Origin of the sequence: Aeromonas jandaei (assembly GCF_037890695.1) — a bacterium.
In the GTDB taxonomy this organism is placed as follows: Bacteria; Pseudomonadota; Gammaproteobacteria; order Enterobacterales; family Aeromonadaceae; genus Aeromonas; species Aeromonas jandaei.
Map to the genome: position 1 here is coordinate 2,239,256 of NZ_CP149571.1, position 26,690 is coordinate 2,265,945.

A 26,690-nucleotide genomic window follows, 5' to 3' on the forward strand; every position below is an offset into this window, starting at 1 on the left:
TAATACCTTGAAAAAGTGCCTTGAAAATGAGGTGGGTTCTGGCGGTTTCAGCAGGGGCGCCATCGCCTGGTCATTACGCTTGTCTGAATTCTCGGTTTCATCACAGCTCCATTTGCCGGATAATAAAAAAGCCCGCTGGGGTCAGCGGGCTTTTTCTTTGGGTTCTTAATTTGCTGTCAGTTTACAGGTACAGCAACGACCACACGCCCGCATGTCAGGGAGTGTGCCACCACCAAATGGTCAGGATGGAAGTCGTTTGCATGATAAAGTCCTGTAAAAAGATGTTTGCAATGAAGTGCCTACAGAAAACGATAAAGCCGCGGCCAAGTCAAGTCGCTTTTTAGCCTTCTTTCACCGATTTTTCATGAATGGTGACCTGACCACGAGAGCGGAATAACCCGATGAGATTCGATCTTCACTGTCATACTACCGCTTCGGATGGCGTGCTGAGCCCTGCCGAACTGGTGCGCCGCGCCGCCGAGAAAGAGGTCGATGTGTTAGCAATCACTGACCACGACACCCTTGCCGGCCTTGATGAAGCACGCAGCACCATCGCCGCCGAGCAGCTGCCGCTGCGACTGGTGAGCGGGGTCGAGATCTCCACCGGCTGGGAGCATCACGAAATTCATATCGTGGCGCTGGGGGCGGATGAAAAAAATCCGCAGCTGACTGACTTTCTGGCCGGTCAGCAGGCTCGCCGTGAAGAGCGCGCGCAGGAGATCGGGCGCCGTCTGGAGAAGTGCCTCATTCCCGGCACCTATGCAGAGGCCAAAGCGCTGGCCGGTGACGCCGCCGTGACCCGGGCCCACTTTGCCCGGGTGCTGGTGGCGCGCGGGGTGGCCGACAACATGCAAAAGGTATTCAAGAAGTACCTGAGCCGAGGCAACAAGGGGTATGCTCCTGCCCAGTGGCCCGAGATGGGCGAGGCGATCACTGCGATTCACGCTGCGGGCGGGTTGGCGGTGCTGGCCCATCCCAGCCGTTACGATCTCACCGCCAAGTGGATCAAGCGGTTGCTGGTGGCCTTCAAGGCGGCAGGCGGTGATGCCATGGAGGTCTCGCTGCCGCAGCAGAGCCCGCAGGAGCGGGCCAATCTGGGCCAGTGGGCGAACGAATATGGTCTGGCCATTTCGGTGGGGTCCGATTTTCACTTCCCCTCCAACTGGGCCGAGCTGGGTCGCCATCTCTGGCTACCCAAAGAGGGGACGCCGCTCTGGCTGGTCTCTCCCGATCACTTCGGGCTGAGTCAGGAAGAGCATGCAGCTCTGGTGGCCAGCCGCTGACCGGCGGCAAGAGAAGAATTTTAAAGCAGAATAGTAAGTGAGTGCCGTGGAGCCCGGCTCCATGGCCATCAAGCGGGCAGATGTTGCTGCCCCCATTGCGAGAACAAGGTATGAGTCAGCACTTTTACGTACATCCGGAAAACCCGCAGGCGCGTCTGATCAGCCAGGCGGTGCAGATCATCCAGAACGGTGGCGTTATCGTCTATCCGACCGACTCCGGCTATGCGCTGGGTTGCCACATGGGTGACAAGGGGGCGCTGGAGCGCATCTGCCGCATCCGTCGGCTCGACGCCAACCACGATTTCACCCTGGTCTGCCGCGATCTTTCCGAGATCGCCACCTACGCCAAAGTCGATAATGGCGCGTTTCGCCTGATCAAGAACAACACTCCGGGTGCCTACACCTTCATCTTCAAGGCGACCAAAGAGGTGCCGCGCCGCCTGATGAACGAGAAGAAGAAGAGCATCGGTATCCGGGTGCCGGACAACAAGATTGCCCAGGCGCTGCTGGAAGCCCTCGGCGAGCCGCTGCTCTCCACCTCGCTGATCCTGCCGGATTCCGAGATGGCGGAGTTCGACCCGGAGGAGATCTACGACAAGCTGGGCAAGCAGATCGATCTGGTGGTCAACGGCGGTTATCTGGGCGAGCAGCCCACCACGGTCGTGGACTTCTCCGACGATGACCCGGTCGTGCGTCGTCGCGGTGCCGGAGACCCGACCCCGTTTGAGTGATACCGCAGATCCTGTGACGACCAGCACCGGCGATAACGGCGCAGGCGTCACACCTCCCATCGCGAAAGTCCTGGGGCAGCCCTACCACGAGCTGCCCCAGGACTTGTTCATCCCGCCCGATGCGCTGGAGGTGTTCCTCGATACCTTCGAGGGGCCGCTCGATCTGCTGCTCTACCTCATCCGGCGTCAGCAGCTCGATATCCTCAATCTGCCGATCCTGCAGATCACCGCCCAGTACATGGAGTACGTGGAGCTGATGCAGGGGCTCAATCTGGAGCTCGCGGCTGAATATCTGCTGATGGCAGCCTGGCTGGCCGAGATCAAATCCCGCCTGCTGCTGCCCAAGGCGCCCGAGCTGGAGGACGAAGAGGAGGGGGAAGATCCCCGCGTCACCCTTATTCGCCGGCTGCAGGAGTACGAGCGCTACAAGGTAGGTGCGGAGCGGGTCAGCGAGCTGCCACGAGTGGAGCGGGAGATCTTTATCGCGGCCGCCCTGCCGCCCGATTTTGGCGATCTCAAGCCACTGGCGCCCGATGTTTCGCTGGTTGAGCTCGCCCTTTACATGCAAAGTGTGGTAAAACGCGCGACTCATTTTGAGCATCACCAGATCCGCCGCGAACAGATCCCGACCAGGGTGCGCATGGCGGAGATCCTCGCCATGCTCTCGCTGGGCCAGACCCTGCGTCTTGAGCAGGTGCTGCGTGCCGAAGAGGGGCGGATGGGCGTGCTGGTGACCTTTCTGGCACTGCTGGAGCTGTGCAAGGAGCAGCTGATCTGGATTTTGCAGGCCGAGCCTCTGGTCCGATCCATTTTGCCCTGGCCAACCAGAGTGAGGAGGGGAAGCGTGGTCTTGCCTATTGAGATGGCTTTTGCGAGGAACGCCCAATGGCGCTGCCAGCTGAACGATTAAAGACGCTGATCGAGGCGGCCCTCTTTGTCGCCGGGCGTCCGCTCAACGTCAGCGAGCTCAAAGGCAGCGTGCTGGCCGACTATCCGGTCACCACCCGCTACGTGCAACTGCTGCTGGCGGAGCTCAAACAGGATTACAGCGAACGGGGCGTCGAGCTCAAGGAAGTGGCCTCCGGCTGGCGCTTTCAGGCTCGTCAGGATTATGCCGAAGAGCTCTCGCGGCTCTGGAGCGAGCGGGCGCCCCGCTACTCGCGCGCCGTGATGGAGACGCTGACGTTGATTGCCTATCGTCAACCCATCACCCGGGCCGAGATCGAAGCGATCCGCGGGGTCGCGGTCTCAAGCCAGATAGTGAATACCTTGAAAGATCGTGGCTGGGTGCGCAGCATAGGCCACAAAGAGGTGGCGGGTCGCCCCGAGCTGCTCGCCACCACCAGAGCATTTCTGGATTACTTTAATCTGCAGAGTCTGGAGCAGCTCCCCGAGCTGGATCCCGAGCTGCAACCCCCGTTGTCCGCCATGTTTACGGGCAGCGATCAACAATCAGGTAACCCCGATGAGTGAAAAACTGCAAAAAGTGTTGGCCCGCGCGGGTCACGGCTCCCGTCGTGAGATGGAGGCCCTGATCACCGCAGGTCGGGTCAGTGTGGATGGCAAGGTCGCCACGCTGGGGGATCGCGTCGAAGTGAACGCCGTGATCCGGGTGGATGGTCACCAGGTCAAGACCCGTGCCGCAGAGGAAGTGATCTGCCGCGTGCTGGCTTACCACAAGCCGGAAGGGGAGATGTGTACCCGTCACGATCCGGAAGGTCGTCCTACCGTGTTTGATCGCCTGCCCAAAATGGAAGGGGCCCGTTGGATCGCGGTTGGTCGCCTCGACGTCAACACCTCAGGTCTGCTGCTGTTCACCACCGATGGTGAGCTGGCCAACCGCCTGATGCACCCGAGCCACGAAGTGGAGCGGGAATATGCCGTGCGCGTGTTTGGCGAAATCACCGAAGCCATGCTGCAGCGCCTGCGCAAGGGCGTACAGCTGGAAGATGGCATGGCCAAGTTCAACAAGATCAAGCCGGCTGGCGGCGAGGGTCTGAACCAGTGGTTCAACGTCACCCTGACCGAAGGTCGCAACCGTGAAGTGCGCCGCCTGTGGGAATCCCAGGAAGTGCAGGTGAGCCGCCTGATGCGGATCCGCTACGGCGACGTCAAGCTGGATCGTGCTATCCCGCGCGGCGGCTGGCAAGAGCTGAAACTGCCGGAAGTGAACTACCTGCGCGGTCTGGTCAACCTGCCGCCGGAGACCGAATCCAAGGTCGATCTGCAGCAGGATGGCAAGAGCAGCCGCCACAAGCAGGCCGCCCAGATCCGTCGCGCCGTCAAGCGCCACAAGGAGCTGCAAGGCAAGGAGCCCCGTGCCCGTGCCACCACCGCCCGTCGCAAGCCGCAAGCGTCTACCCGCAACTCCGGCACCGGCAGCAAATAAGCGCCGTTTGTCAGTGACACACACTGATAGACGTGCAAACTTGCCAAAAAGCCCGCACCAACTGGTGCGGGCTTTTTTTATCTAACGCAACCATCCGATGGTTAGTGCCCCGGTGGCAGTAGTGCTGGAACAGACAATGAAAGAGTAAAATCGTGCGGTGAAGCGATATCGCCTCTTATGCCAGACAAGAGGCGATATAGTGATTTGATTACCAGATTAGCGATCGCCAGACATCCCGAACTCTATGGGCATCAAGGTATAAAACACACTCGTGTTGTGTCTCTTTAGCAGGTCGAAAATGAGGTTTACCTCGTTGTCAGTGACTGAAAACGTCACTTCCAATGGCTGATCTGACAGTTCGAAAAAATGAGCCGAGTGCAGACGCCGGTCATGCCCAAGTCCTTCATTGGCAGCCAACAGGGTGGCCCCCTGAATACCGAGCTCTTTAGCCTGTTCGACCAGCCATTGTGCCAAGGGTTGACCCTCGATTGAGCGATCCTGGCGAGTGTAAAATGTTAATTGATAGCCTTGCATAGATACTCCTGTCACATCCGTTGCAGCATTGACATTGACCACATGCCGGCAAGAGTCATAGCCAGCGAACCCAGTACATGGACACAAATCGCCCCTCCTGCCCAGGCCAATCGACCTGCCTGCAGTAATGAAGTGACTTCAGCAGAGAATGTTGAAAAGGTGGTTAACCCGCCGAGAAAACCGGTGATCACCAGCAGCCGCCATTCAGGGGGGAGATTGGGGTTTGCGGAAAAGAAAGCGATAGCGATCCCGATCAGATAGCCTCCCAGCAAGTTTGCCACGAGAGTGCCCAGCGGGAGGGTAGGAAAGATAGCGTTCAGGGATGTGCCCAGTAGCCAGCGAAATATGGCTCCGAACGAGGCGCCAACGCTGATGGCGAGAATCGAATTAAGCATATAAATCGTCCTTTAGTGCAGAGACTCCAGGACAGTGGTGCATATGCTACGCAGCCCTGACCTGGACTGAAACGTAGGCATCATTAGCCACAACGGCGGTTTGTGTGCGTATGCATGTGGAGGAATGCCATCTCCAGTGCATGGATTGTATCTTTCGCAGAGAAAAAGTCGAGCCGCTGTTTGGTGTTGTCGGCCAGCCATGGTGGCAAGAAGGTCGTCCAGCCAGCTCCCGCCCAATGCGATGATTTTTGCATCCATGTAACGAGTTGCTGGCTCGCTGTATCACCAGTGAAATAATCCCATAAGTGGTTGCAGAGTGAGTCACCGAATAGCGGGGTGGCAACGGCCTCCGATCCTGCGGTATTGATGGTGCCGATGCGGCCAGGCTGTGTTCTTCGGCCAGGGGGAGGGGATATGTGGCGGTGTCTGCGAGCCGGAAGGGCGGTCGGATCAGTAGGCCTGGGCGTTCCATTTGTCGTTGAAGTCGTGGATAAACTTCTCCCCCTCTTCGTTGCGGGAGGTAACCAGATAGAAGGTGACGTTCTGGCGAAACAGCGAGAGGCGGTAGAGGGCGGCGCTGTCCTCTTCGGATAGGCTCTTTTTCGAGGTGTCGTTGATGGGCACCAGATCGACTTTGCCCTTTTTCAGCAGCTCGACGCACTGGTTGAGGCGGTTGGTGGTTCTGACGATCAGCCCCTGATCGTTGATGACCCGCTCGATGGCGTCGGAGAACCACCCCTTGGGCACGCAGGCGGTTTTTTGCTGCCAGGGCGGGGATTCCAACCCCTTCTTGTCGGGCGTGGTGTACCAGGACTGGATATCGAAGGCGATGGGGGTGCTGAACAGCAGGCTGTTGCTGCGCTCGTTGGTCCAGGTAAAGGGGAACGCGGCGATGGCGTTGCCCAGCTCGATGTTTTTAAGTCCGCGTGGCCAGGGCTGATAGGAGATCTGCAGATCCGGGTGGCCAGCCTCTTTGAGAATGGTGAGCACCTTGCTTGCCAGCTCGCCGCCGTTGGCCAGCTCCGCAGAGGAGTAGGGGGGCAGTTCGCCGGTGATGATCACCGCGCTCTGCGCCGCGCTGGCAGGGAGCAGCGAGAGCGCAAGGAGAGGGGCAAGCAGCGGATGGCGCAGGCGCAAACAAGAGGGATAAGCGACAGAGAGGGTGAGTGGATAACGAACGTGCATGGCTGGTGACCTCGCCTCTATCGACTTTTTTCAGATTAACGGTTTCACCGGGGAAAAAACAGATTCGAAGCGCTCTGTTTCTGCGCCTTCCGGGCGACATGAACGGACGCGTGGCGGTTGCTCTGCTCCGGTGAGCTTGTTAGCCTGTGCGGCTCTGACAGAGGAGTGAACAATGAGCAAGGTACTTGATGGGCTGCTGGCGTTGCTGGCGCTGGAAAAAATCGAGGAGGGCCTGTTTCGGGGCCAGAGCCAGGATCTCGGTCTGCGGGCCGTGTTTGGCGGACAGGTAATGGGGCAGGCCTTGTCAGCCGCCAAGCAGACGGTCGAGACCGGCCGTCAGGTTCACAGTTTTCACTCCTACTTTCTGCGTCCGGGGGATGTGACCCGTCCCATCGTCTATGACGTGGAGAATATCCGTGACGGCCAGACCGTCTCCACCCGCCGGGTCAAGGCGATTCAGGGCGGCAAGCCCATCTTCTATCTCAACGCCTCGTTTCAGGTGCCGGCCGATGGCTTCGAGCATCAGGCGCAGATGCCCACCGGCATCACCCCGCCGGAGGAGCTCAAGAGCGAGCTGGAGCTGGTGCGCCCCTACGAGAACCTGATTCCGGCCTCGCTGCGGGACAAGATCCTCTGCGAGCAGCCCATCGAGATGCGCCCGGTGACCCTGGTCGACCCTATTCGGCCGACGGTGCAGGACCCGGTGCGTCACGTCTGGTTCAAGGCCAACGGCCAGATGCCGGACGATCTGCGGGTGCACAAATACCTGCTGGCCTACGCCTCCGACTTCAACTTCCTGCTCACCTCGCTGCAGCCGCACGGGGTGTCGTACTGGGAGCCGGATATGCAGGTGGCTACCATCGATCACTCCATGTGGTTCCACCGGGATTTCCGCTTCGACGACTGGCTGCTCTACGTGGTAGACAGCCCGAGCGCCAGCAGCGGTCGCGGTCTGGTGCGCGGCCAGTTCTTTACCCGCGATGGTGTGCTGGTGGCGAGCACCATGCAGGAGGGGGTGATCCGCCGTCGCGGCAGTTAAGGCGCAAAGCGGATAGCAAAACGGGGTGGCTTGGGCCACCCCGTTTTCGTTGCTGCCATTCGCGCTGGGCCAGCGGGATCAGCCGCCGCGCTGGTACTTGAAGCGCTTCTTGCGCCGGTAGGGGTAGACATCTTCGAACACCCCCACCTTGATGTTGCTCTGCAGCATCTTCCAGTAGTTGGCGTCGAACATCTCCTTGTGCAGCTGCAGCATGATCTCGCGCACCTGCGGCTTTTGCAGCAGGAAGGTGGCGAACTCCTCGGGGAAGATGTCGTTGGGGGCCACCGAGTACCAGGGCTCGGCGCTCCACTCATCCTCGGGGTAGCGGGGCGGCGGGATCTGGCGGAAGTTGCACTCCGTCATGTAGCAGATCTCGTCGTAGTCGTAGAAGACCACCCGGCCGTGACGGGTGACGCCGAAGTTCTTGAACAGCATGTCCCCCGGGAAGATGTTGGCCGCTGCCAGCTGCTTGATGGCGTTGCCGTACTCCTCCAGCGCGAGCCGGGTCTGCTGCTCGTCCGCCTTGTCCAGATAGAGGTTGAGCGGGATCATCTTGCGCTCGGTGTAGAGGTGCTTGATCACCAGCTTGTCGTCGGTGATGGTGAGGGCCGACGGTGCCACCGTTTTGAGTTCGGCAAGGAGCTCCGGCGAGATGCGATCCAGCGGAAACTCGAAGTTGGTGAACTCCTGGGTATCGGCCATCCGGCCAACCCGATCGTGCTGTTTAACCAGCCGGTACTTCTCTTTGACCTGCTCGTGGCTCACCTCCTTGGGCGGGGTGAACTCGTCCTTGATCACCTTGAACACCACGTCGTAGGAGGGGAGGGTAAACACGCTCATCACCATCCCCTTGATGCCCGGCGCGATGATGAACTGATCCCGGCTCTGGGCCAGATGGTGGCGGTAGTGGCGATAGAGTTCGGTCTTGCCGTGCTTCTGGCAGCCGATGGCGTTGTAGATCTCGTAATCGGGCTTGTGGGGCATGATCTGGCGCAGGAAGGCGACAAACAGCGCCGGTTCACGGGCATAGACCATAAAGTAGGCGCGGGCGAAGCCAAAGACGATGGAGGCGAGATCCGGCTCGAAGATGACGGTGTCCACATAGATGCTCTGGCCGGTGCTGAGCAGGGGCAGGATAAAGGGGAAAACCTGATCCTTCACCCGGATCAGCCCCACCAGATAGGCCCCCTTGTTGCGGTAGAACACCTCTTTCAATAGCTCGATGGCAAAGGGCTCATCATGAAGTATTTGCGGGCCGTTCTCGGCAAGATGGCGGTGGATGTCGACAATATCCCGCTGCTTGTCCTCGTAGGGGAGGGTGAAGCTGTAATCCCCCAAAAGCTGGCTCAGGGTCTGTGGCAGGTGGGCCAGATCGGTGCGATAGATTCGCAGCAATGCGCCGAGATCGGGCTTGTCGCCGCGGCTGACGAAGGGGTGGATATAGAGGTTCTCGTCGCGGATGTTGCGATGGCGAAAGATCCGGCGATAGACGGAGTTGAAGAAGGACTCCGCCACCTCGAAGTTCTCGCACTTGGGCAGCAGATCGCTGAAGGCCCCCTTGACCCGCTTGAGCAGCTCCTGGGTGGCGTGGTGCTCTCCCATCATCTGGCGGATGGAGCTGGCGGTGGCCCCCACATGGTGGTCATAGAGGCGAATGCGCTCGCGCCCCGCCAGCTGCACTCCCAGCCAGTCGCTGTTCTCGAAGCGGCTCTTGCTACCGCGGGTGATCTCGAGAAACCGGCTGTAAAACGACTCGAACCGTTGCAAGATGGTCTCGGCGACGGCCTGTTCCAATGGCTGCTGCATCTCTCTCTTCCTTGTGATTCTTCGGGCCGAACGCGCCGGAAAACGGGCGCAAAAAAGGCGTGCGTCAGGCCACTATGGCAACATTGAAACATCTGTTCAAGTGGCAATTTTCGCGGATAAACGGTAGATTGCGCCCCTGTTTTGGCGATGGTTTAGCGACTGTTTGCCGTCTGTTTGAGAGGCCGTCCGGCCTGTGAGGAAACCCGATGAAGCTCTATTTTGTCCTGGTGGCACCTGCCCGCCCCGCCAACGTCGGCGCCGCCGCCCGCGCCATGAAAACCATGGGCTTTGATGCCATGCGACTGGTGGCAAGCCGGGTGCACGAAGAGGATGAAGCGAGCTGGGTAGCCCACGGCGCGCAGGAGATCCTGACCCAGGCCGAGGCGTTCGACACCCTGCCCGAGGCGCTGGCCGATATGGATCTGGTGATCGCCACCACCGCCCGCCAGCGTGGTCGCTACCAGCACTACCTCACCCCGGCTGAAATTCGCGACCAGATCCGCGCCAAGCCTTCCCTCAACAAGGTCGCCATCGTCTTTGGCTGCGAAGAGTCTGGCCTCTCCAACGAGCAGCTGGCCGAGGTCGACCTCATCAGCTATCTGCCCCTCAAGGTGAGCTACCCCTCCCTCAATCTGGGGCAGGCGATCATGCTCTACGCCTACGAGCTGAGCCCGCTGCTCGATGAGGCAAGTGTCGCAGCAGAAAATATTGATAACAGCGGACAGGTTCGCGTGCTCAAAAGCAAAACAGCAGAAATTCTGGGTGAACTCGGAGTTTCGCAGGATGAAAAACTGCATCAGTGGGTGATGGACCGGGTACCCATGCTGCCGCAGCGGGATTTGAACATGCTCCACCTGCTCTGCAAGGACCTTGCCCGCAAACTTGGCAAAGAGGTTTAAGTTGACAGCCCTGCGCCCGGCGCGGTATTGCTAAAAGCCAGTTTCGTTCACGAGTGTTCGTCATGCAGCTATTCACCAATATCATCACCACCATTATTACCGGTACCACCACAGGTGGCACTGGGGCCGGTTGATGCGCTGACGAACAAGCACAGAAATCAGAAAAGGCCCGTACCCACCCAGTACGGGCCTTTTTGTTGGATGATTTTCAGACCGGTTTTTCGGTTATACAGCAGGGATTACAGGGAGAGAAAGCGATGAGAGTGTTGAAGTTTGGCGGGTCATCTCTGGCCGACGCAGAGCGTTTTTTACGGGTTGCCGACATTGCGGTGAATACCCATGGCCAGTCTCAGGTAGCCCTGGTGCTGTCTGCTCCTGCCAAGGTAACCAACCATCTGGTGGCGCTGGTCGAGCAGACCAGCCGTGGCATGGATGCCAGCAGTACCCTGTTTGAAGTAAACGGTATCTTCTCCCGCCTGCTGGCCGGGTTGAAGGCGGCTTATCCGGCGCTCAATGACAAGGCGCTGCAGGCTCGTCTCACCAGCGAACTGGATCAGGTGGAGCGGCTGATGCAGGGCATCCGCCTGCTGGGGCTCTGCCCGGACAATGTGCAGGCGCGCATCCTGAGCCGTGGCGAGAACCTCTCCATCGCCTTTATGCACGAACTGCTGCGGGTGCGTGGCCTCGAGCTGGGTCTCATCGTGCCGGAAGAGCTGCTGGTGACCGATGGCGGCTACCTCGAAGCTCACGTCGATATCGAAGCCTCCCGGGTGCGCTTTGCCGCCAGGGGGTTGCGTCCTGTTGTGGCAGAAAAGCAGCAATGCCTCTACCTGATGCCGGGCTTTACCGGCGGTAGCGACAAGGGTGAAACCGTGCTGCTGGGTCGCAACGGCTCCGACTACTCCGCCGCCGTATTGGCCGCCTGTGTCGATGCCGAGTGCTGCGAGATCTGGACCGATGTCGAGGGCTGCTACAGCTGTGACCCCCGTCTGGTGCCGGATGCCTACCTGCTGAAAACCCTCTCCTACAAGGAGGCGATGGAGCTCTCCTACTTCGGCGCCAAGGTGTTGCACCCGAAAACCATCGCGCCGGTAGCCCAGTTCCACATTCCCTGCCTTATCAAAAACAGCTTCAACCCGCAGGGGCCGGGCACCCTGATCGGCCCCGAGAGCGGTGATGATGACCTCAAAGTGAAGGCCATCTCCGATCTGGCCGGCATGTGCATGTTCAACGTCTCCGGCCCCGGCATGAAGGGGATGGTCGGCATGGCCGGTCGCATCTTCTCCGCCGTCTCCCGCGCCGGGGTCAGCATCGTGCTGATCACCCAGTCATCTTCCGAATACAGCGTCAGCTTCTGTATCCACAGCTACGACAGCGACAAGACCCGCAAGGTGCTGGAGCGCGAGTTCGAGCTGGAGTTCAAGAACCAGCTGCTCGACCCGCTCGAGATCATGAACGATCTGGCCATCATCTCCCTGATCGGTGACGGCATGCGCACCAGCAAGGGGATGGCAGCCCGCTTCTTCACCTCGCTGGCACAAGCCTCCATCAATATCGTTGCCATCGCGCAGGGCTCCAGCGAGCGCTCCATCTCGGCGGTGGTGCGCTCCGGCAAGGTGGCGGAAGCGATCAAGGCGTGCCACCAGAACTTCTTTGGCAGCCAGCACTTTATCGACCTGTTCGTGGTCGGGGTGGGTGGCGTCGGCGCCGCACTGGTAGATCAGATTGCCCGCCAGCAACCGGTACTGGCCGAGCAGGGCACCGGTCTGCGGGTGGTCGGCATCGCCAACAGCCGCCAGATGGCGGTCAACAAGGATGGTCTGAACCTCGCCAACTGGCGCGAACAGCTGGTGGAAGCCCGCGACAGCTTCTCGCTGGACGGGGTGAAAAAGCTGGTGGAGGAGAGCCACATCATCAACCCGGTGATCGTCGACTGCACCTCCTCCGAGGCGGTGGCCGTCCAGTACGCCGACTTCCTCGCCGCCGGTTTCCATGTGGTCACTCCCAACAAGAAGGCCAACACCGGTTCGCTCGATTACTACAAGGCGCTGCGCCGCACCGCCCGCCAGACTCGTCGCAAGTTCCTGTACGAGACCAACGTCGGCGCCGGTCTGCCGGTTATCGAGAACCTGCAGAACCTCATCATGGCCGGTGACAAGCTGCGCGCGTTTGACGGCATCCTCTCCGGTTCCCTCTCCTTTATCTTCGGCAAGCTGGACGAGGGGATGGCCTTCTCCGAGGCGACCAAGATCGCCCGTGGCAACGGCTTTACCGAGCCGGATCCCCGCGACGATCTCAACGGCATGGATGTGGCGCGCAAGCTGCTCATTCTGGCTCGCGAGGCGGGCATGGCGCTGGAGCTCTCCGATGTGGACGTGGAGCAGGCGCTGCCGCCGGGATTTGACGTCAGTGGCGACGTGGAAGCCTTTATGGCCCGCCTGCCGGAGGCTGACGGCTGGTTCCGTGACCAGTTCGCCGCGGCCCAGCGTGAAGGCAAGGTGCTGCGCTATGTGGGATCGATTGAAGGTGGCAAGTGCAAGGTCGCCATCAAGGCGGTCGGGGCCGACGAGCCGCTGTTCAAGGTCAAAGACGGTGAGAACGCGCTCGCCTTCTTCTCCACCTACTACCAGCCGATCCCGCTGGTGCTGCGCGGCTATGGCGCCGGTACCGAAGTGACTGCGGCGGGCGTCTTTGCCGACGTGCTGCGCACCCAGAACTGGAAGCAGGAGCTATAAGCATGAGTTCAGACATGTACCAGAGCAGTAGCGTGGTCGCCTATGCACCCGCCTCCAGCGCCAACCTGAGCGTGGGATTCGATGTACTGGGGGCGGCGCTCGCCCCCGTGGATGGTTCCCTCTTGGGCGATCGGGTGCAGGTAAAAGCGGCCCTCTCTGCAACAGCTGGGCCGTTCGCCCTCTCCGCCGTGGGCCGCTACGCCCACAAGCTGCCGGACGATCCGAAAAAGAATATCCTGTTCGACTGCTGGGTCGCCTATGGCGAGGCGCTGGAGAAGCGCGGCCTTGGCCTCAAGCCGCTCGAAATGGTGCTGGAGAAGAACCTGCCGGTCGGCTCGGGTCTGGGCTCCAGCGCCTGTAGCGTGGTGGCGGCGCTGGAGGGGCTCAACGCCTTTCACGGCGAGCCTCTCGACGAGCACGCCCTGCTGTTGCTGATGGGTGAGATGGAAGGGCGCATCTCCGGCTCCGTCCACTACGACAACGTGGCCCCCTGTTATCTCGGCGGCATGCAGCTGGTGGTGGAGGAGGCGGGGGTTATCAGCCAGGGCATTCCGGTGTTTGACGAGTGGTACTGGGTGGTCTGCTATCCGGGCACTGTGGTCTCCACCGCTGCGGCCCGCGCCATTCTGCCGGCCCAATATCGCCGTCAGGATTGCCTCACCTATGGTCGCCGCCTGGCTGCCTTTGTCCACGCCAGCTACACCGGGCAGGAGCCGCTGGCGGCGAGCGTGCTGAAAGACGTGATTGCCGAGCCCTACCGCGCGGCGCTGATCGAAGGCTTTGCCGAGGTGCGGGCGCAGGCGGCCCAGAACGGGGCGCTGGCCACCGGTATCTCCGGCTCCGGCCCCACCGTGTTTGTGGTGATGAAGGAGCTGGCGCAGGCCGAGCGGATGAAAGATTGGATGGAAGCACATTTCGTGCAGAACGAAGATGGATTTGCCCGGGTCTGCAAACTGGACATGGCCGGGGCACGGGTAACAGGAAGCGAGCTATGAATCTCTACAACATCAAGGACAACAGCGAACAGGTGAGCTTCGCGCAGGCGGTGCGTCAGGGCTTGGGTCGCGAACAGGGGCTCTTCTTCCCCGAACAACTCGAACCGCTCGCCGATGTGGATGCCCTGCTCGATCTGCCGCTGGCCGAACGCTCTGCCCGCATCCTGAGCCACCTGCTGGGGGACGAAGTGCCCGCCGCCAAAGTGAGCGAGCTTGTTAACGCCGCTTTCACCTTCCCGGCACCGCTGGTGAAGCTCAAGGATGGCACCTATGCCCTTGAGCTGTTCCACGGCCCGACCCTGGCGTTCAAGGATTTCGGCGGCCGCTTTATGGCCCAGTGCCTCGCGGCGTTCAGAACAAATGACAAGATCACTATCCTTACCGCCACCTCCGGCGACACCGGCGCCGCCGTGGCCCACGCCTTCTACGGGCTGGAGGGGATCGAGGTGGTGATCCTCTATCCCAAGGGCAAGATCAGCCCCTTGCAGGAGAAGCTCTTCTGCACCCTCGGCGGCAATATTCGCACCATCGCCATCGACGGCGACTTCGATGCCTGTCAGGCGCTGGTAAAACAGGCCTTTGACGACGAGGCGCTGAAAAAAGCCATTGGCCTCAACTCCGCCAACTCCATCAATATCAGCCGTCTGCTGGCGCAGGTTTGCTACTACTTCGAAGCGGTGGCCCAGCTGCCCAAGGCCGATCGCGCCAAGGCGGTGATCAGCGTGCCGTCCGGCAACTTTGGCAACCTCACCGCAGGCTTGATTGCCAAGGCGCTGGGGCTGCCGGTGAAGCGCTTTATCGCCGCCACCAACGCCAACGACACTGTGCCGCGCTACCTCAAAACCGGTCAGTGGGAGCCGCACCAGACAGTGGCAACCCTGTCGAATGCCATGGATGTGAGCCGCCCCAATAACTGGCCACGAGTAGAAGAACTGTGCCGCCGCAAAGGCTGGGCGCTGGAGACCTTAGGGTCAGGTATGCGTGACGATGCTCAGACTCGAGATGCGCTGAAACGGCTGCACCAGCTGGATTACCTGTGCGAGCCCCACGGCGCCATTGCCTGGGATCTGCTGGGGGAACAGCTGGCCGAGGATGAAGTGGGGGTGTTCCTCTGCACCGCCCATCCGGCCAAGTTCAAGGAGTCGGTGGACGAGATCCTGAATCTCGATGTGCCGCTGCCCGGCCCGTTGGCCAAGCACGCCGAGCTGCCGCTGCTCTCCGTTAATTTGCCAGCGGAGTTTGCCCGGTTAAGGGCGTTTTTGGTGGGTTAAGCCGCTGAGTTGAGATAACCGATAGAAATAAAAATCCCCCGGTAATGGGGGATTCTTTATGTCATTATATTTTCGCTAGCTCACGCATTACTTTGTCTCGCATCTTCATAAAGCGACCTAGCGTTTGGTCAAATCCACGATCACCATAGAAAGCATAACTATCAACGCCATATTCGGCGGTAAGCTTTAATTTTTTCCTTAGCTTAGATATATACTGTTTGTCATAATCTTCCTTTCCTTTGCTTCCTTTCTGCAGAATTGTTGTTACTACACGACCATTCTGTATTACATCATGAGTTCTTCCCATGCAGTCAGAAACTTCAAAATCAAATCCAATCAATATTTCTTTTAGGTCAGAAAACTTGAGTTGGTTTTCACCATTTTTACGGCGTCTTGAGTTACACATAAGCCAGTATGATATTATGCCCAACTCATGGGCTCTATCTTCTGATAGTTCATGTGCAGCAGCTTGTCTAGTAAATTCAAATAAATCCTCATCAGAGGCGGAGTTAAGTAAGTAACCATTTTCACTTAGATATACAAGAGTAGAAAGTAGAGCCACACGCTTATTTCCATTGTGAAAACAATGATTGTTTATTAGTGAATGAAATAATGCAGCAGCTTTGTCAAATATACTATCGTAAGCGTCCACCCCTCCCGCACTCATAAATGGTCTATTTACTGCAGAGTCCAATAAAGTTTCATTCTTTATTCCAGGTGGCGAGACTGGATCATCACTATCGCTGAAATACCTTGTTAGATAATCGTGAATAAAGATAACTTGCTTTGTGTTCATAATATCCTCATCTATCTGTCTAGTTATCTAGTAGGTTGGCGCTGAACGAAGTGAAGCCCAACGTTTACCGAGAATGCTAAATTTGGTTGCTGATTTTCTATTGCCACGATTTCTATCGTATTTTTTGGAGTAATATCTCCCATTTGTTGGGCTTCGCTGGCGCTCAGCGCCAACCTACAACACATTCCGAGCCGATTATTCCCGACCCGAATCACTATTAATGGCCCAATCTGACCCTATCCATCCTGCGGCGATATGGCGATGAATGGAGGAGTAAGGCCAATCGACAGGTTTGGCACAATAACCATGTTTGACCGGATTGAAGTGGATGTAATCGACATGGGCTTGCAGATCCTTGTCATCCCGGATCAGATGTTCCCAATAACGGCGTTGCCAGATACCGCGTTCCCGTTTTCTGAGTCGGCTCTCCCGTATCCGCTCTGTTTTGGCAATGCCCCGTGAAAAGCCTGCCTTGATCAGAGACCAGCGCATGGGATAGTCACTGTCACCCGGCGGTAGTTGCCATATGGCATGGAGATGATCCGGCATCACCACCATGGCAATAATCTCGAAGGGGTGTTGCTGTTTGACGTGGCGGAGCACTTCGCGCAGCAGGTCGATATGACGTACCAGCAGATCCTGTTTTCGGTCAGCCAGGTTGACGGTGAAGAACCAACATGCCCCACTGGTTGTTGCTCGGCGATAGCGCATGGTTCTCCTTTCCGGTGTCGGGGTGAAAAATCCGGTCTGTTCGGTTGCACCTAATGGCCACCAACTGACCGAGGGCACGCTTGTTGGGCTTCGCTACGCTCAGCGCCAACCTACGCAATGCATGAATCACTGTGCAAAACCCACGCTACCGCCCGTGGATTACAGCTTCCAAAATGCTCCATTGACCAGCGAGGGCAGCAGCCCATCGCAGATGAATAGGCACCGGATGGCTATGTTAAGCCAATCGAATCTGTGATCCCCAGTCAAAAAGTGACGTAAGTGTCAGTAATGACTGATTTTTTGCGCTGGCTCAAGAAATCGCGGCAGCATGGCACTGGATTCCCATGGCCCTTGGTTTTATTGGGGTTGGCGAGTGTGACGGGGAAGAGAGGGATGGCTTGCTGTTGAGGAAGGACTGGCTGGGGGACAACCCCGCTCTGCCAATCGGCGCTATAGTGCGGGCGATAGTTGCCCTGTGCCCGTCTCCCAAGCTGGCGAGGCGGGGGATCTGCGGCAACAATCAGCTGTTGCAATCACAGCCATTTGCAACACATCGTCATGCAAATATGACCATGCAAACACATCACCAGATAGAGAGGAGATCTCCCATGAAGCGTACCATTCTGCTCGGCCTGCTCTGCGGCAGCGTGCTGCTGGCCAATCCGGTCTTTGCCAACGACGCAGCCCAGTTGCAGTGCGAGGCGCAGGCCGCGGCCAAAAAGCTTAACGGCGCCGCCAAGACCAGCTTTGTCGGCAAGTGCGTGAAAGATGCCGCTGGCGCCGCGACCGGCGCGTGCGAGAAGGCGGCCGCCGACAAGAAGCTGGCCGGTGCGGCCAAGAACAGCTTTATCCAGAAGTGCGTGAAGACGGGCGCGGCAGTGGATCCGGCGGCCAAGTGCGAGAAGGCGGCGGCCGACAAGAAGCTGGCTGGCGCGGCCAAGAACAGCTTTGTCCAGAAGTGCGTGAAGGATAGCGCCGCCAAGTAAGGCATTTTCTCATCCGGTGTGTTTGCGGGGGGCCATCAGGCCCCCCGCGCTTTTTGGGGCGCAGGGGCGTTATCGCTGAGCGAGTGACGGCTCGCTTGCCGCAAGGGCAGGGCTGATTAAGAGCCAACAAGCGGCGGTGAAGGGGGGCACGTGGGGCTGGCCCCGGAGAAGTTGCCGGAACTGGGATCTCGATCGGGGCAACAGGACTTTTGTCCTGCAAGGGGCGAGGGGGCGGGGGCTAGGATGCCCTCATCCACACGAGTCAAACTGGAGCACAACAATAATGACCGCTCATATCAATGCCAACCCGGGCGATTTCGCCGAGACCGTTATCATGCCGGGGGCCCGCTGCGGGCCCGCTATATCGCCGAAACCTTTCTGACCGATGCGCGCGAGGTGACCAATGTGCGCAATATGCTGGGCTACACCGGCTACTACAACGGCCAGCGCATCTCGGTGATGGGCCACGGCATGGGGATCCCCTCCATGGTGCTCTACGCCCACGAGCTGGTGAACGACTTCGGGGTCAAGCGGATCATCCGTATCGGCAGTCTGGGGGCGACCCAACGCCACGTGCAGATGCGTGACGTGATTCTGGCGCAGGCGGCGGGCACCGACTCCCCGACCAACGCCAAGCGCAGCGCCGGTTACCAGATGGCCACCTCGGCCGACTTCGCCCTGCTGCACAAGGCCTTTACCAAGGCGCAGGAGAAGGCCATTCCGGTCAAGGTGGGCAATATCTTCACCGGCGATCTCTATTACGATCCGGACGAAAACCTCATTCCGGCGCTGGAGAAGTTCGGCGTGCTCGGCATCGACATGGAGGTGGCCGGTCTCTACGGGCTGGCCCATCAGCAGGGGATCGAGGCGCTCGCCATCCTGACGGTCTCCGACCACTGCCTGACCGGTGAAGAGACCACTGCCGAGGAGCGGCAGCTCTCCTTCAACCAGATGATCGAGCTGGCGCTGCACACCGCGCTGTAAGCGCCGCGGCCCGCCCAACCCTGCACGCACCCTGACCCCAAGAGAGATCCAATATGAACAATAAGCTCTCCCTCACTGCCATCAGCTTCCTGGCCAACTTCGTGATGGCCGGTTTTGCGACCCAGTTCGGCATGCTGATCGACCCCATCGCCGCCAAGTTCGGCGCCGACGTCAATCAGGTGGCCTCCATCTTCTCCCTGCTCAACGGCGGGGCGCTGGCGGGCACCATTGCCGCCTTCTTCCTCATCGAGAAGGTGGGGCTCAAGCGGATGACGCTGCTCTGCTACGGCCTGATCGCGCTGGCGGCGGCTTCGCTCCATCTGACCGGCTCGCTCTATGTGGTGATGGCGGCCATGACGGTGATCGGCCTGTGCGGCGGGGTGGGGCTCTGCATTGCGGGGACTCTGGTGGTGAGCGTCTGGCAGGCGCGGATGCAGAGCACCATGCTGGTGGTGCAGGATGCCACCTTCAACGTGGCCGGGGTGGTCTTCCCGCTTATCACTACCTACACCCTGACTCACGCCATGGCGTGGAGCTGGAGCTATCTGGCGGTGGGCGTGGTGGCGCTGGCGACCATGCTGGTGGCGGTGCTGACCAACTTTCGCAGTTGCGAGGCGGGCGGCGAGAGCGCCGGCAACGAGCACTCGGAGTGGAACCTTGGCATCATCAGCGGCGGGTTGGGGCTCTTTCTCGGCATGCTGGCGCTCTACACCTTCCTCACCTGGGCGCCCATGTTCGTGAAGAACAAGTTCGGCATCCCCTTCGAGGAGGCGGGCAATATCATCACCCAGTACTGGACGGCGGCCCTGCTTGGCGCGCTGGTCTCCACCGCCATCGTGACCCGCGTTGCGATCCGCACCTTCCTCCTGGTGATCATCACCCTGGCGATGGGGATGACGGCGCTTATCGTCACCACTGACAACCTGAGCCAGCTGCCATACCTCACCTACGGTTACGGCTTTGTCTGCGCCGCGCTCTACAACGCCTTTATCGCCTACGGGGTGTCGTTTGTACGGCAGGCATCGAGCAAGAACGTCTCCTACATCCTCATCAGCGGCAGTGCGGGGGCCATGTTCAGCCCGGCCATCAGCGCCCTGTTCGAGCAGGTGATCGGCCTGCAGGCGGTGATGTACGCCATCCCGCTTATCTACGGCGTGATCCTCGCCATGCTGGTGGCGTCGCTGCGCATGGCCCGGCCCCAGCCTTGTCTGGCCTGAGCGGGAGAGTAAACAGCAAGAGGGGCGGTATCGACAGCCCCTCTTTTTTGTTGCTGTTTCGCTTGTTGCTGTTCAGGCGGCGACTGATGCCTGCGACTTATGGCTGCTCCAGAAAGGCCCTGAGCCCCGCCAGATCGCGGATCTGCAACCCCTCTTCGCCACGCTCCACCAGTCCCTTATCCATCAGCTCTTTCACCGCCCGCCGGTAGACCCTGTCCGTGGTGCCGAAGCGTTCCGCCTCCTGATACCCCTTGCGAAAGCCGCTCACCGGATTGTCGTGGCAGTGGCTGTGATAGAGGTCGAGGGCGATGTTGTAGCTGATGGGATAGAGCATCCGGCAGGTGAAGATATCCACCGTGTCCTGATAGTCGATGGCAATGGCGGTGGCAAAGAAGAGCGCCACCTTGGGGTGGGCGACCAGCGCCTGTTCCAGCTGCTCGCCGTCGATGCGGGCCACTTCCAGCGGCTCCTCGGCGATGATGTCGAGCTGGCAGCGGTAGCCGGTGAAGAACTCCATCTCGCCAAACAGCTGGTTGTCGCACTCCAGGGTGCCGAGCTGAAAGCGGCGACCATTCATGGCGGTGTGGCCCATGGCGATGCGCCCGCTTGGCACCAGCACCAGATCCCGCAATAGCTCCCCCTGACGCATCAGGGGTTCCCCCTCGGGGATCAGGCGCCGCTCCGTGATGCAGGAGATGACCACCTGTTCGATGAGATCATGGCTGGCCTGCCAGTGGGGCTGAAAGCGTCCCTTGAGAAGGGGTTTGAGTTGCATGGCGGACTCTTTGACTGACGTGTACAGGCGGCTATTACACATGTTCGCCCCCCGATAAGCCAGCCCTGCAGCGGTGGCGGCCCGCTTGGCGCCAAGCCTCTATGTGGGCTTGGCACTGCAACCGGCTGATAGGGCGGTTGCAATTGGCCATCACGGGAGCGGAGTGATAAATTAACGCCCTGATTTGCAAGGTTTATCAAGGTAACACCATGTTCAAACGCTCGGCTGCGCTGGTGGCGCTGCTGCTAATCGGGGGCGTTCACGCGGCTCCGGCCGTTTTCTCGCCCGCCGCCAAGGTGGTGTGCGACAAGAAGGGCGGCTATTGCGCCGACCCGCAGGGGATCTCCATCGGCCTGACCCGCGCCCATCTCGGGGTGCAGGCGGCCAGCCGTTTGCAGAAGAACCTGCAGGGGGCCGACCCTGGCAGCTACACCCTGAGCAACGGGGTACATTGCGAGAGCAGTGAGAAGCAGTGCTACAAGGATCGCTACTTCCCGCGCACCAAAGAGAGCCACTTTACCGCCATCCTCTTCAAGCAGGGCAAGTAAGCGGCAGGCTGGCGCCAGTGGCAAGTTGGCGAGACAACAGGAGTTAAACGAGATGATGGAAGGGACGCAGTGGCGCTGGCTCAATGAGCCTGCCGAATGGCACCAGACCAGCGATGGTTTGCAGGTGGTGACAGACCAGCAGACCGATTTTTGGCGTAGCACCTGGTATGGCTTCGAGCGCCACAGCGGCCATGTTTACGGCTGCGAGGTGGCGGGTGAGTTTACCTTTCAGGTCTGCGTCGAGGGGGAGTTCACCACCCTCTACGATCAGGCGGGGTTGATGCTGCTGCAAGACGACGCGCACTGGCTCAAGGCCGGTATCGAGTACAACGACGATCAGCCGATGATCGGCAGCGTGCTGACCAATCCGCGCTCTGACTGGGCCACCGGCATTTTCAGCGGCAATCCGCGCCGTTTCTGGCTGCGGCTGACCCGGCTGGCGGACTGTTTGCGCCTGCAATACTCCACCGATGGCAAGGTGTGGCCGCTGCTGCGCCTCGCCCCGTTTCCGCCAAGCGAGAGTTGCTTTATCGGGGTGATGTGCTGCACACCGGAGCGGCAGGGACTGGCGGTGCGTTTCTCTGATTTGCGCCTCACTGCGCCCCTTGGCAAGGCGCTGCACGACCTCGGCTAGGGGTTTATCGCCGGTAGTTGTTAAACAAAAAGCGCCATCAGGCGCTTTTTGTTTAGTTACGTTGAACGCTATCGGCTCAACGCGCGGCGTGTTTACCCATGGCAGGGTTAGCCAATCAGGCTGGCCCACAGGTCATATTCGTCGGATTCGTCGATCCGCACCTTGACCATGTCCCCCGGCTTGAGGCCGGTTTCGCCGTTGAGGTAAACCAGACCATCGATCTCCGGTGCATCGGCAAAAGAGCGGCCAGTGGCGCCCTCTTCGTCCACTTCGTCGATGATAACGGTCATCTCCTGACCCACTTTACGGGCCAGCTTGCGGATGGAGACCTGCTGTTGCAGCTCCATAAAGCGCTGGAAGCGCTCTTCCTGAACCTCTTCCGGCACCGGATCCGGCAGCTCGTTGGCCAGTGCCCCTTCGACCGGGCTGTATTTGAAGCAACCGACGCGATCCAGCTCCGCCTTGTCGATGAAGTCGAGCAGCATCTGGAAATCTTCCTCGGTCTCGCCCGGGAAGCCGACGATAAAGGTGGAGCGCAGGGTGATCTGCGGGCAGATCTCGCGCCACTTCTGGATCCGCTCCAGCGTACGCTCGACCGAACCCGGGCGCTTCATCAGTTTGAGGATGCGCGGGCTGGCGTGCTGCAGCGGGATGTCGAGGTAGGGCAGGATCTTGCCATCGCGCATCAGCGGGATGACGTCATCCACGTGCGGGTAGGGGTAGACGTAGTGCAGACGTACCCAGATATCGAGCTTGGCCAGCTCTTCGCACAGGGCAACCATGCTGGTCTTGACCGGCATGCCGTCGTAGAAACCGGTGCGGTGCTTCACATCGACGCCGTAGGCGGAGGTGTCCTGGGAGATCACCAGCAGCTCCTTCACGCCGGCCTCTTTCAGGCGCTTGGCTTCGGCCAGCACGTCGCCGATGGGGCGGCTCACCAGATCCCCGCGCATGGAGGGGATGATGCAGAAGGTGCAGCGGTGGTTGCACCCTTCGGAAATCTTCAGATAGGCGTAGTGGCGCGGGGTCAGCTTGACGCCGTGGGCCGGAACCAGACTGGTGAAGGGGTTGTGCTGCGGCTTCTCCACATATTTGTGGACGTGACCCAGCACCTCTTCATAGGCGTGGGGGCCGGTGATCTCGAGCACCTTGGGGTGGATCTCGCGGATCTGATTCTCTTTGGCGCCAAGGCAGCCGGTGACGATCACCTTGCCGTTCTCGGCCAGCGCTTCGCCGATCGCTTCGAGCGACTCCTGCACTGCACTGTCGATAAAGCCACAGGTGTTGACGACAACCAGCTCGGCATCGTCATAGCTGGGCACCACGTCGTACCCTTCGGTACGCAGCTGGGTCAGGATGCGCTCGGAATCGACCAGGTTTTTCGGGCAACCCAGGGAGACGAATCCTACTTTGGGGGCCTGTTTTGTGTTGGACATCGCTCAATCACTCTTAGGTGGCTTCTCTTTAAGGGCGCGGATTTTACCTAAATGGCTAACCAAAAACTATACAGCGGAGCCGGGAGAACCGAACAATATCTCCGAGTAGGCAGGATTGGGCGGCGTGAATCGCCGCCAATGGCTTGCCATCAATGGGGCTATCGCCCCCGCAGAGCGGGGTTGTTATCGGGATCCCGCTTTGTTGATTTTCCTGTCAACAGAGGTGAGGGGGACAGAGGGATTCACTATAATCCCACCACGGAGATCCGGTGGAGATGGTCATGGAGAGTTCATTTGGCGAAAGGATGCAGAGCGTACACGCCACCCTCAGGGAGCGTTTTGACAAGCTGAGCCGGGTGGCCATCGCGATCTACGACCCTCATACCGATCAGCTCAAGACCTTTGCCCACAGCACCGAAGGCCACTCTCCGCTGGTGCAGTACGAGGTGAAGCTGAGCGATGTGCCCTCCCTGCGCTATCTGGCGGAGCACCACCACACCCGCGTGCTCGGCAATCTCGATGTTCTGCGTGACTCTGCATCGGAGCACAGCCGCAAGCTGCTGGAGGCGGGCTATTCCTCCAGCTATACCGAGCCGCTGTTGTTCAACAGCAAGCTGTTTGGCTTTCTGTTTTGCGATGCCATGGAGCCGGACTATTTCAACGAGCCGATCCGAAGCGAGCTGTCAGCCTATGCCCAGATGCTCTCGGCCATCATCGCCGTCGAGTTTTTCTCCATTCAGACCCTTGGCGGGGCGCTGACCACGGCGCGGGAGTTCAGCCGCTATCGGGATGAGGAGACCGCCAACCATCTGCACCGGATGTCGGCCTACTCCCGGCTGATCGCCAGAACCCTGGCCCCTGTCACTGGCCTCAGCGATGAGGAGGTGGAGTTTGTCTATCTCTTCTCCGGGCTGCACGACATCGGCAAGATTGCGGTGCCGGACGGCATCCTGCTCAAGCCGGGCAAGCTGACCCCGGAAGAGTTCGAGATCATGAAGAGCCACCCCGGCAAGGGGCAGGAGATGATTAACCTGATGATCAGCGAGTTTGGCCTCGACGGCATTCACCACACCGACATGCTGACCAATATCATCGCCAGCCATCACGAGCGCTTCGACGGCACCGGCTATCCGCTGGGGCTGGCGGGGGAGGAGATCCCGCTGGCGGCGCGCATCGTGGCGGTGGCCGATGTGTTTGATGCTCTGACCAGCGAGCGCCCCTACAAGCAGCCCTGGCCGTTCGAGACGGCCTTTGCCTATCTGGAGGAGCATGCCGGCAGCCAGTTTGATCCCGCCTGTGTCGCCGCGGCCCTGCGCAACAAGGCCGAGTTTTATACCATCTATCAGCAGTATCAGGATCCGGCCACTACGCCGGAGACGGACGAGGCGAAACCGGCCGAGTGAGATGGGGAAGGCAAAACCAGCACAAGGGAGATAAGGGGCAATCAAGAGGGCCAAAGAGGCAGAGCAAGAGAGGGGGACGCCAGCGAGCGTCCCCTTTGCATTTGTCAGATTTGATGGCAGCGGTTTTGTGGCTCGTCGCCCGCAGCCCGTTATGGTTTGCGCGGCGGCTCGTTTGACTGGCCGAGGTGGTCGGCGTTGGCGCTTGAGCAGCCGCAGGGGCGGATCTGCTTGTCCGGTCGCTGCTGGGCCAGCCGATACTGACTCCACCAGATGATGGTGGTCATGGCGAGGATCAGCACAAACGAGGCGAGCAGACTCAATAACCAGATGGACATGATCTCTTCTCCTGCGGTGATGGCGGCCGCCCACGTGGTGATCGGGCGGCTGTGATGCTGGCAGCAAGTATGGCCCGGCGGCGGTTGATGCGCTTGATTGTTATCGTGAGCGCAACAGTCTACTTAGCAACTGTTTCGCTAGAGTAACAATCTGACGAGTGCAGTGGGTGGCCCCAGGATACCGATTTGATGGTGTGGGGGGCCGACTTGCGCTGATGGTGCCTTATTGGCTCAGGTCAGATGGCTTAAGGCAGAAACGACACAGGCCCGAACAGAGGTTCGGGCCTGTGGTTTTGGCAGAGGATGGTCGGGCCATCCTGGCGAGCTTACGCCTGTTTGGCCTCGGCCACGGGAGCAGCGCTCTCGCTGCCATTGGCGAAGCGATCGGCCCACAGGGCAATCACTCCGTCACCGGTGACGTTGCAGGCGGTGCCGAAGCTGTCCTGCGCCAGATAGAGGGCGATCATCAGGGCGATGGAGGCTTCACCGAAACCGAGCATGGAGGTGAGCAGACCCAGTGCCGACATCACGCCACCACCAGGTGCGCCCGGGGCGGCGATCATGATCACACCCAGCATCATGATGAAGGGCAGCATGGTGTCGATGCCCGGAATGGCCAGATGCTCGGAGAGGAACATCACCGCGGTGGCGCAGGTCACCAGGGTAATGGTGGAGCCACAGAGGTGAATGGTGGCGCACAGCGGCACGGTGAAGTTGGCGATGCCGTCGCTCACCCCGTTGTTCTTGCTCGACTGCAGGGCAACCGGAATGGTGGCGGCGCTCGACATGGTACCCAGCGCGGTGAAGTAGGCCGGCAGCATGTTCTTGATGAGCTGGGCCGGTGAGCGGCCAAGGGCCAGACCGGTACCGACGAACAGCACGGAGAGCCAGATCCAGTGCATCAGGATGGCCATCACCAGCACCACGCCGAAGGTCTTCAGGGTGGCGAACACGGTGCCTTCCACCGTCATCTCGACAAAGACGCCGGCGATGTAGAACGGCAGCAGCGGAATGATCACCTTGGCCAGCAGGCGGTCGATGATGTCACGGCCCTGATCGGCGACCCGGCGCAGATCGGTGGCCTGGGTGGCACTGATGCCGATACCGAACACGAAGGCGGCGGCCAGCGCGGACATCACGCCAAACAGCGGCGGGATCTCCAGATTGACGTAGGAGGCGAGCTTGACCGCCTCGGCGGTAGTGGGCTCGGCAGCGGTGGTCAGCTGCGGGATCAGGTGGCTCGCCACGGTAAAGGCGAACAGGCCCGCCAGAATGGTGGAGCAGTAGGAGAGGGCCACGGTTTTGCCCAGCAGCTTGCCTGAGTTCTTCGGCAGGCTGGCGATACCGCTCATGATGAAGAAGAGGATGATGAGCGGAATGGTGAAGGTAATGAGCTGACCTATGACTGTCTTGGCCGTAAACAGCACGCGCGCCACCCACTCAGGGGCGTAGAGACCGAGCAAGAGACCGGCAAGGATGCCAGCAATGAGTTTGAGGACAAGTTTCATAAGGAAATCCGGTGTTGGTTGTATTGTCTGATTTGTTATTAAATTTTGATATTAATCACACTTTCTAACACAGAATCCGCATTATGTCTGTCTTG

Annotated in this window: 24 protein-coding genes, 2 pseudogenes and 1 riboswitch; of the genes and pseudogenes, 16 read left to right on the forward strand and 10 right to left on the reverse strand. The window is 59.8% G+C overall.

From position 1 onward, the window contains the following. Positions 1-401 precede the first annotated feature (401 nt). From rnm to rluB, 5 genes and pseudogenes are all read left to right on the forward strand, one after another. On the forward strand, positions 402-1,283 hold the full coding sequence (rnm, locus tag WE862_RS10830) for an RNase RNM (protein ID WP_339058744.1): 882 nt from the start codon (positions 402-404) through the stop codon (positions 1,281-1,283). Between the two features lie 110 nt (positions 1,284-1,393). Beyond that, on the forward strand, positions 1,394-2,014 hold the full coding sequence (locus WE862_RS10835; protein WP_041208296.1) for an L-threonylcarbamoyladenylate synthase: 621 nt from the start codon (positions 1,394-1,396) through the stop codon (positions 2,012-2,014). Continuing rightward, positions 1,962-2,875 (forward strand): annotated as a pseudogene (locus tag WE862_RS10840) (segregation and condensation protein A). Before WE862_RS10835 ends, WE862_RS10840 begins: the two are co-directional and overlap by 53 nt. Before the next feature lie 24 nt (positions 2,876-2,899). Then, positions 2,900-3,487 (forward strand): SMC-Scp complex subunit ScpB, encoded by a 588-nt coding sequence (gene scpB, locus WE862_RS10845; protein WP_033113297.1) that lies wholly within the window; start codon positions 2,900-2,902, stop codon positions 3,485-3,487. Then, the gene (gene rluB / locus WE862_RS10850; protein WP_042032448.1) at positions 3,480-4,403 is read left to right on the forward strand and encodes a 23S rRNA pseudouridine(2605) synthase RluB; all 924 of its coding nucleotides are present in this window, start codon (positions 3,480-3,482) and stop codon (positions 4,401-4,403) included. The genes scpB and rluB overlap by 8 nt, the downstream gene beginning before the upstream one ends. A 216-nt stretch (positions 4,404-4,619) precedes the next feature. Here the strand turns inward: rluB and WE862_RS10855 are convergent, their stop codons facing one another. The 3 genes from WE862_RS10855 to WE862_RS10865 form a co-directional block, all read right to left on the reverse strand. Next, positions 4,620-4,937: a DUF190 domain-containing protein gene (locus WE862_RS10855; RefSeq protein ID WP_033116159.1), complete on the reverse strand. Its 318-nt coding sequence runs from the start codon at positions 4,935-4,937 to the stop codon at positions 4,620-4,622. 11 nt (positions 4,938-4,948) lie between these two features. Further along, positions 4,949-5,332 (reverse strand): fluoride efflux transporter CrcB, encoded by a 384-nt coding sequence (gene crcB, locus WE862_RS10860; RefSeq protein WP_033116160.1) that lies wholly within the window; start codon positions 5,330-5,332, stop codon positions 4,949-4,951. A 67-nt stretch (positions 5,333-5,399) separates the two neighbouring features. Continuing rightward, a riboswitch (Fluoride riboswitch) is annotated at positions 5,400-5,476 on the reverse strand. Positions 5,477-5,782: 306 nt separating this feature from the next. Continuing rightward, complete coding sequence (locus tag WE862_RS10865) at positions 5,783-6,517, reverse strand: substrate-binding periplasmic protein (RefSeq protein WP_042032449.1); 735 nt, start codon at positions 6,515-6,517, stop codon at positions 5,783-5,785. Positions 6,518-6,689: 172 nt separating this feature from the next. Between WE862_RS10865 and tesB the strand changes: the two genes are divergently transcribed. Beyond that, on the forward strand, positions 6,690-7,556 hold the full coding sequence (gene tesB / locus WE862_RS10870; RefSeq protein ID WP_042032451.1) for an acyl-CoA thioesterase II: 867 nt from the start codon (positions 6,690-6,692) through the stop codon (positions 7,554-7,556). Positions 7,557-7,634: 78 nt separating this feature from the next. Here the strand turns inward: tesB and aceK are convergent, their stop codons facing one another. Continuing rightward, positions 7,635-9,362, reverse strand: coding sequence for a bifunctional isocitrate dehydrogenase kinase/phosphatase (gene aceK, locus WE862_RS10875; protein ID WP_041208305.1), 1,728 nt, complete (start codon positions 9,360-9,362; stop codon positions 7,635-7,637). Between the two features lie 206 nt (positions 9,363-9,568). Between aceK and WE862_RS10880 the strand changes: the two genes are divergently transcribed. From WE862_RS10880 to thrC, 4 genes are all read left to right on the forward strand, one after another. Further along, complete coding sequence (locus WE862_RS10880; RefSeq protein WP_033116164.1) at positions 9,569-10,261, forward strand: tRNA/rRNA methyltransferase; 693 nt, start codon at positions 9,569-9,571, stop codon at positions 10,259-10,261. 257 nt (positions 10,262-10,518) lie between these two features. Next, the gene (gene thrA, locus WE862_RS10885) at positions 10,519-12,996 is read left to right on the forward strand and encodes a bifunctional aspartate kinase/homoserine dehydrogenase I (protein WP_042032452.1); all 2,478 of its coding nucleotides are present in this window, start codon (positions 10,519-10,521) and stop codon (positions 12,994-12,996) included. A gap of 2 nt (positions 12,997-12,998) precedes the next feature. Beyond that, positions 12,999-13,991 carry a homoserine kinase gene (gene thrB / locus WE862_RS10890; protein ID WP_042032453.1) on the forward strand — a complete coding sequence of 331 codons (993 nt, stop codon included), beginning with the start codon at positions 12,999-13,001 and terminating at the stop codon, positions 13,989-13,991. Then, positions 13,988-15,262 (forward strand): threonine synthase, encoded by a 1,275-nt coding sequence (thrC, locus tag WE862_RS10895; protein ID WP_042032454.1) that lies wholly within the window; start codon positions 13,988-13,990, stop codon positions 15,260-15,262. The genes thrB and thrC overlap by 4 nt, the downstream gene beginning before the upstream one ends. A 64-nt stretch (positions 15,263-15,326) precedes the next feature. On the opposite strand, the gene WE862_RS10900 is transcribed toward thrC, so the two are convergent. Further along, a complete protein-coding gene (locus tag WE862_RS10900) occupies positions 15,327-16,058 on the reverse strand; it encodes a type II toxin-antitoxin system death-on-curing family toxin (RefSeq protein ID WP_042032456.1) in 732 nt (243 codons plus the stop codon). 195 nt (positions 16,059-16,253) lie between these two features. Then, on the reverse strand, positions 16,254-16,769 hold the full coding sequence (locus WE862_RS10905; RefSeq protein WP_042032457.1) for an REP-associated tyrosine transposase: 516 nt from the start codon (positions 16,767-16,769) through the stop codon (positions 16,254-16,256). A 608-nt stretch (positions 16,770-17,377) separates the two neighbouring features. Between WE862_RS10905 and WE862_RS10910 the strand changes: the two genes are divergently transcribed. The 3 genes and pseudogenes from WE862_RS10910 to tsgA all read left to right on the forward strand — a co-directional run bounded on the left by WE862_RS10910 (position 17,378) and on the right by tsgA (position 19,956). Further along, on the forward strand, positions 17,378-17,755 hold the full coding sequence (locus tag WE862_RS10910) for a hypothetical protein (RefSeq protein WP_042032458.1): 378 nt from the start codon (positions 17,378-17,380) through the stop codon (positions 17,753-17,755). A gap of 283 nt (positions 17,756-18,038) precedes the next feature. Next, positions 18,039-18,739, forward strand: a pseudogene (gene deoD, locus WE862_RS10915) (purine-nucleoside phosphorylase). A 53-nt stretch (positions 18,740-18,792) separates the two neighbouring features. Then, entirely contained in the window at positions 18,793-19,956 is a 1,164-nt protein-coding gene (gene tsgA, locus WE862_RS10920; RefSeq protein ID WP_029304101.1) for an MFS transporter TsgA, read from the forward strand. Positions 19,957-20,053: 97 nt separating this feature from the next. Here the strand turns inward: tsgA and WE862_RS10925 are convergent, their stop codons facing one another. Then, positions 20,054-20,731 carry a Crp/Fnr family transcriptional regulator gene (locus WE862_RS10925; protein ID WP_042032459.1) on the reverse strand — a complete coding sequence of 226 codons (678 nt, stop codon included), beginning with the start codon at positions 20,729-20,731 and terminating at the stop codon, positions 20,054-20,056. Positions 20,732-20,940: 209 nt separating this feature from the next. Between WE862_RS10925 and WE862_RS10930 the strand changes: the two genes are divergently transcribed. Further along, entirely contained in the window at positions 20,941-21,279 is a 339-nt protein-coding gene (locus WE862_RS10930; protein ID WP_042032460.1) for a YcgJ family protein, read from the forward strand. A gap of 52 nt (positions 21,280-21,331) precedes the next feature. Next, entirely contained in the window at positions 21,332-21,913 is a 582-nt protein-coding gene (locus WE862_RS10935; RefSeq protein ID WP_042032461.1) for a DUF1349 domain-containing protein, read from the forward strand. 107 nt (positions 21,914-22,020) lie between these two features. On the opposite strand, the gene rimO is transcribed toward WE862_RS10935, so the two are convergent. Further along, a complete protein-coding gene (gene rimO, locus WE862_RS10940) occupies positions 22,021-23,349 on the reverse strand; it encodes a 30S ribosomal protein S12 methylthiotransferase RimO (protein ID WP_042032463.1) in 1,329 nt (442 codons plus the stop codon). Positions 23,350-23,630: 281 nt separating this feature from the next. On the opposite strand from rimO, the gene WE862_RS10945 reads away from it, so the two are divergent. Beyond that, complete coding sequence (locus WE862_RS10945; RefSeq protein WP_042032543.1) at positions 23,631-24,752, forward strand: HD domain-containing phosphohydrolase; 1,122 nt, start codon at positions 23,631-23,633, stop codon at positions 24,750-24,752. A gap of 149 nt (positions 24,753-24,901) precedes the next feature. Here the strand turns inward: WE862_RS10945 and WE862_RS10950 are convergent, their stop codons facing one another. Together WE862_RS10950 and WE862_RS10955 are read right to left on the reverse strand one after the other, a co-directional pair. Then, the gene (locus tag WE862_RS10950; protein WP_042032465.1) at positions 24,902-25,087 is read right to left on the reverse strand and encodes a hypothetical protein; all 186 of its coding nucleotides are present in this window, start codon (positions 25,085-25,087) and stop codon (positions 24,902-24,904) included. Between the two features lie 326 nt (positions 25,088-25,413). Then, positions 25,414-26,595, reverse strand: coding sequence for a dicarboxylate/amino acid:cation symporter (locus tag WE862_RS10955; RefSeq protein ID WP_042032466.1), 1,182 nt, complete (start codon positions 26,593-26,595; stop codon positions 25,414-25,416). Positions 26,596-26,690: the final 95 nt, after the last annotated feature.